The sequence below is a fragment of the Kitasatospora sp. NPDC058965 genome (assembly GCF_042741245.1).
Classification (GTDB): Bacteria; Actinomycetota; Actinomycetes; order Streptomycetales; family Streptomycetaceae; genus Kitasatospora.
The window spans coordinates 1-3,774 of the sequence record NZ_JBHYKG010000505.1 but is presented as its reverse complement, the minus strand read 5'-3'; the positions used below and the strand labels follow the sequence as shown (position 1 = coordinate 3,774).

The 3,774-nt window shown below is 67.5% G+C and carries 5 protein-coding genes; all 5 read left to right on the top strand.

Translation table 11 applies throughout. The features are described 5' to 3' along the window. The first annotated feature begins 1,430 nt into the window (after positions 1–1,430). The 5 genes from ACFW1A_RS39385 (at position 1,431) to ACFW1A_RS39365 (ending at position 3,728) form a co-directional block, all read left to right on the top strand. On the top strand, positions 1,431–1,700 hold the full coding sequence (locus ACFW1A_RS39385) for a hypothetical protein (protein ID WP_380418318.1): 270 nt from the start codon (positions 1,431–1,433) through the stop codon (positions 1,698–1,700). Between the two features lie 84 nt (positions 1,701–1,784). Then, entirely contained in the window at positions 1,785–2,159 is a 375-nt protein-coding gene (locus ACFW1A_RS39380; RefSeq protein ID WP_380418316.1) for a hypothetical protein, read from the top strand. A 109-nt stretch (positions 2,160–2,268) separates the two neighbouring features. After that, positions 2,269–2,598 (top strand): DUF6409 family protein, encoded by a 330-nt coding sequence (locus tag ACFW1A_RS39375; protein WP_380418314.1) that lies wholly within the window; start codon positions 2,269–2,271, stop codon positions 2,596–2,598. Positions 2,599–2,948: 350 nt separating this feature from the next. After that, positions 2,949–3,365 (top strand): DUF6573 family protein, encoded by a 417-nt coding sequence (locus tag ACFW1A_RS39370; protein ID WP_380418312.1) that lies wholly within the window; start codon positions 2,949–2,951, stop codon positions 3,363–3,365. Between the two features lie 156 nt (positions 3,366–3,521). Then, positions 3,522–3,728 carry a hypothetical protein gene (locus tag ACFW1A_RS39365; protein WP_380418310.1) on the top strand — a complete coding sequence of 69 codons (207 nt, stop codon included), beginning with the start codon at positions 3,522–3,524 and terminating at the stop codon, positions 3,726–3,728. The last annotated feature ends 46 nt before the right edge of the window (positions 3,729–3,774 follow it).

Here is a 3,774-nt window from a genome sequence, read left to right as displayed (position 1 = left end):
GGCCCGCAAGCGGGCTTACCCCCGGCCTGACGGCCGGGCGGCGCTGACGCGCCGTCAGGCGCGGGGTGAGGGCTGACGCCCTCACGGTGTGTCAGGTGCACCGGCCTGACGGCCGGTGGGGTGGGTGGGTGGTGGGGGGAATACGCCTCCGGCGTATTCGAGGGCACGTGAACGTTGTGCCGTGGTTTCTTGGTTCGCCCCTCCCCCGGTCCGGGCCGACGGCCCGGACGAGAACCCCGTGAACAATGCGCCGCACATTCTCAGAAACCCCCCACTCCCCCTTCCCCTGACGGGGAAGTGACGGCCAGTTACCGTCAATCCCGAGCCCTATTCAAGAGGCCCCGGCGGGAACCCTTCCCAGCCCCCGTCACCACCCGGACACAACACGGGCCCTGACGGCCCCTCCACAGTGCCTACCGGCCCCGGGACGACAGGCACACCCCCTACGGGCACCACCAAGGCCCTGACGGGCCCCCACGAGCACCACAGCGGCCCACAGCAGCCCACAGCAGACCGACGGGCCCAGGCCCCCGGGACAGGCCCAGGACAGACCGAACGGACACACCACCGGGCCGACAGCCCGGACAAACCCCCACACCCCACCAGCAACGAGCAACACCCCCAGAACCCCACCACACCACCCAGCAACGGACAGGGACGACCAGGACGGCCAAGCGGGGCGACAGCCCCGCCCCCGACACCCCCGACACCGGAGCGCAGCACCAGGCACCGGCCAAGGGCCGCCACGCCGGGGCCACAGCCCCGACCACCACACACCCGGCGTCCGGAGCACAGCAGGACAGCCAGACGCCGGAGCACAGCAGGACGGCCGGGGCGCCACCCCGGACACCCAAAAGCCGGCCACCCGCCCCACCACAACGCCCACAACACAGGGGCCAGCACCACAACACCCAAGGAAAATAGGCAAGTTCACGCATCGAAGCACCAATAGCCCACCCAAACAGGGGAGTTCACCACCAACATGACCAGGCAAGCCCGCCACATCAGCCACCGGCCCCCACCCCGCCGCCACCCCTCAGGGGGCGGCAACCAAAACCCAAGAGCACGCCGCAGGCGCAAACCCCAACCGACCAACTGCCAACTACCAACTACCCAAAAGCAAAAGGAAAGGGGTTGTCGGAATTTCCAGCCCTTCGAATATGGCCTCTGAGCTGCACGATCACCCAAGGAGAGTGAATGCCCATGTGCTCATGTAGCACCCGACAAGCCACCCCAAGAGGATGTCAACGAGGCGCCCCAGAAGACCGCTCACAAGACACTGGGCCGGGCGGGGCGGGGAGACACGCCCAGATCAGGAGGCGTGCCGCTTCCCATCCATGAGTTGGACGTGATACTGTTGTCTTGTTGGAACGGGGCGGGCCCCCCGGGCCGACACCCTTCGAACCACTCCCGAGGCAACGGAGACGCCGATGACCGCTCAGGTTCTTTCGCCGGAGCTGCTGATCGAGGCAATGCTGATCGAGGCCGAGTACCAGGGCGCGCGGGAAGCCCTTACCAGCCTGCTCAACCGGCGGAGGATCGCGCTGTACAAGCTGTGGAGCTCCTGCAAGAACCCCAGCCTCATTGCGGCAAATCTGCCTACGACGATCAAGAAGGAAACCGTTGAGGCCGCCGTCGTAAAGCTGGCCCCGCCGCAGGATTTCGAGCTTCTGGAATTGTTCGAGATCTCCCACGCGTGACCGAACCGCCGGGCGGTAAATGGCATTACTGCCCGGCAAATCCCCCCTTCGAACCAAATCACAAAGAAAGCCAAGGAGACTGAAATGTCCGCTACCATCACCAAGGGCAGCACCAAGAACCACCGGGGCGAGTTCGAGTTCATGTACGTCAGTGCCATTCGCGGCGTGGGCGAGAAGGTCGAGCGAGTTATCCCCGGAGCGTCGGAGTGGATGCTCTCCGTCGCAACGCAGGCCGACGGCTACGGCGAGGTTGTGGAGCTCTGGGAGGTTATCGGCCAGGAACTCCGGGACGACACGATCAAGCGCCGGGGGCTGCGCAAGGCCCGGCAGTTGGCCAAGGCCCGAGAGGCATTCGCCACCTTGGTTGCTGCGGTCGAGTCCGCCAAGTTCGGCGAGATGGAGAAGGCCGCCCGTTCGGTTCAGCGCGCGTGGTCGCTCGGTTGGGCCGGGGTGAACTAAACCCCTACGGCGTGAAGTAACGCAAACTAAGTTTTCTAGTTGCCGGGGCGGCGCCCCGCCCCGGCAACTACCCCCACCAGAACCCGTCCCGAGAGGACGTGTCCCCACCATGACCGCGAACAGCGCCCCGACCACTCCCGCCAGCGCCTACCAGGTCGGCGACATCGTGCGAGCCCCGCACTGGCAGCGTGGCCGGATCACCGGCCACCGGCGCGCCGTCGTCATCGGGTCCCTTGCCGACAGCACTGGACCGGGGGCCGGCCTGCGGGTCTGGTTCTACACGCTCGGTGCGCCGGTGCTGACATCGGACGGCCCCAACACACTGGCCGGAGTCTTCCCGCGCGAGGTCAGCAAGCTGGGTACAACATGTCCGAGCGCCAGATCAGCGCGATCACAACGGCGGCACGGACGCACGACCACACACGCCTACTGGCGGTGAAGGCCGAACAGTTCTGGCGCAAGCTTCGGGCCGCGCGAAAGACCGAGCAGGGCTGAAATCCGATAACTGAAAGGCTGCTAGAACGCAACTTCTGGCCTGCAATTCCGGCGCCTTGAATGCCGCTATTAGCTAATCGCCGACAATATCCAAGAATACGCGGAATTTCCTGGATGCAACGTACAGGCTCCAGGGGGCATTGAAGGCTGGCCTTCCGTACCCTTTCGCGGACATGCGACGTGCGTCACACCCCCGATCATGCCATAGACATGATGTAGTTCTCATGTTGGGCCGGGCAAGAGGTATAGCCCACTCAGCAATTTCCGACCAGAAGCACAGGAGGTCACACAGAAATGACGAGCTTGACGGACCTGTTCGGCGAGCCCATCGACCAGCTCACCCGGGCCGACGCCTTGGCGGCGGGCGAGTTGGTGGAGGCCTCCCGGAGCCTCGCCCAGGAGGCCGGCTGGCGGTGGCCGGTGGCACTGACCCGCGCCGCGTGGGGCGACTGCGTCGCGTGGACCAGCGAGGACGACGCGCGGCACCCCGGGCACGGGCAGTCGGAAACCGGGCGGCTGTGGGACGTGCTCCGGATGGCGTTCTACGCGGTGCGCAGCGCGAACCCGGGCGTCCGGGCGGTCCCGTTCGAGGTCCTGCGGATTCCGACGGAGGGCCCCAGCCGGGCGACCCGCGCGAGGCTGTCCGTTCACTGTGGCCCCGGGGACAGCGGGGAGCCCGTGATCACGATCATGCAGCCGGGCGAGAGCTGACCCCGAGGCCCCGTCCGCAGGCGTGGGGCCCGAGCCGGACCCCGCTTCACATCGTGCCCATGGCATGATGTAGTTCTCTTGTTGGCAGGCGGTGGGGGTGGCACCTCACCGCCAGGCCAGCGCCCCCTTCGAACCAGCGAACACCCGGAGGAACCGATGTCCCGGACCGACAACACCCGCCCCAAGGCGATGACCCGGCAGGACCGCCCCTGGCTCCCGGTCGGCGCGATGTCCGGCGACCGGCGGAAGCCGGCCCAGCGGGCGGCCCACAAGCAGGACCGCCGCGCGTTGCGGCTGGCCCTGCGTCAGGGATGGGAGCCGCCGCTGCCGCAGCGGCGGCGCGTGGACTGGGACGTCCACTAGCCACCCTTCGGCCCCCCCCCCGGCCGCGGGGGGCCCGGGCCCCGAG

What these genes read in the sequence shown, in the direction of transcription:
- ACFW1A_RS39385 (WP_380418318.1), top strand. Translation starts at nt 1,431, where the DNA reads ATGACCGCTCAGGTTCTTTCGCCGGAGCTGCTGATCGAGGCAATGCTG.
- ACFW1A_RS39380 (WP_380418316.1), top strand. Translation starts at nt 1,785, where the DNA reads ATGTCCGCTACCATCACCAAGGGCAGCACCAAGAACCACCGGGGCGAG.
- ACFW1A_RS39375 (WP_380418314.1), top strand. Translation starts at nt 2,269, where the DNA reads ATGACCGCGAACAGCGCCCCGACCACTCCCGCCAGCGCCTACCAGGTC.
- ACFW1A_RS39370 (WP_380418312.1), top strand. Translation starts at nt 2,949, where the DNA reads ATGACGAGCTTGACGGACCTGTTCGGCGAGCCCATCGACCAGCTCACC.
- ACFW1A_RS39365 (WP_380418310.1), top strand. Translation starts at nt 3,522, where the DNA reads ATGTCCCGGACCGACAACACCCGCCCCAAGGCGATGACCCGGCAGGAC.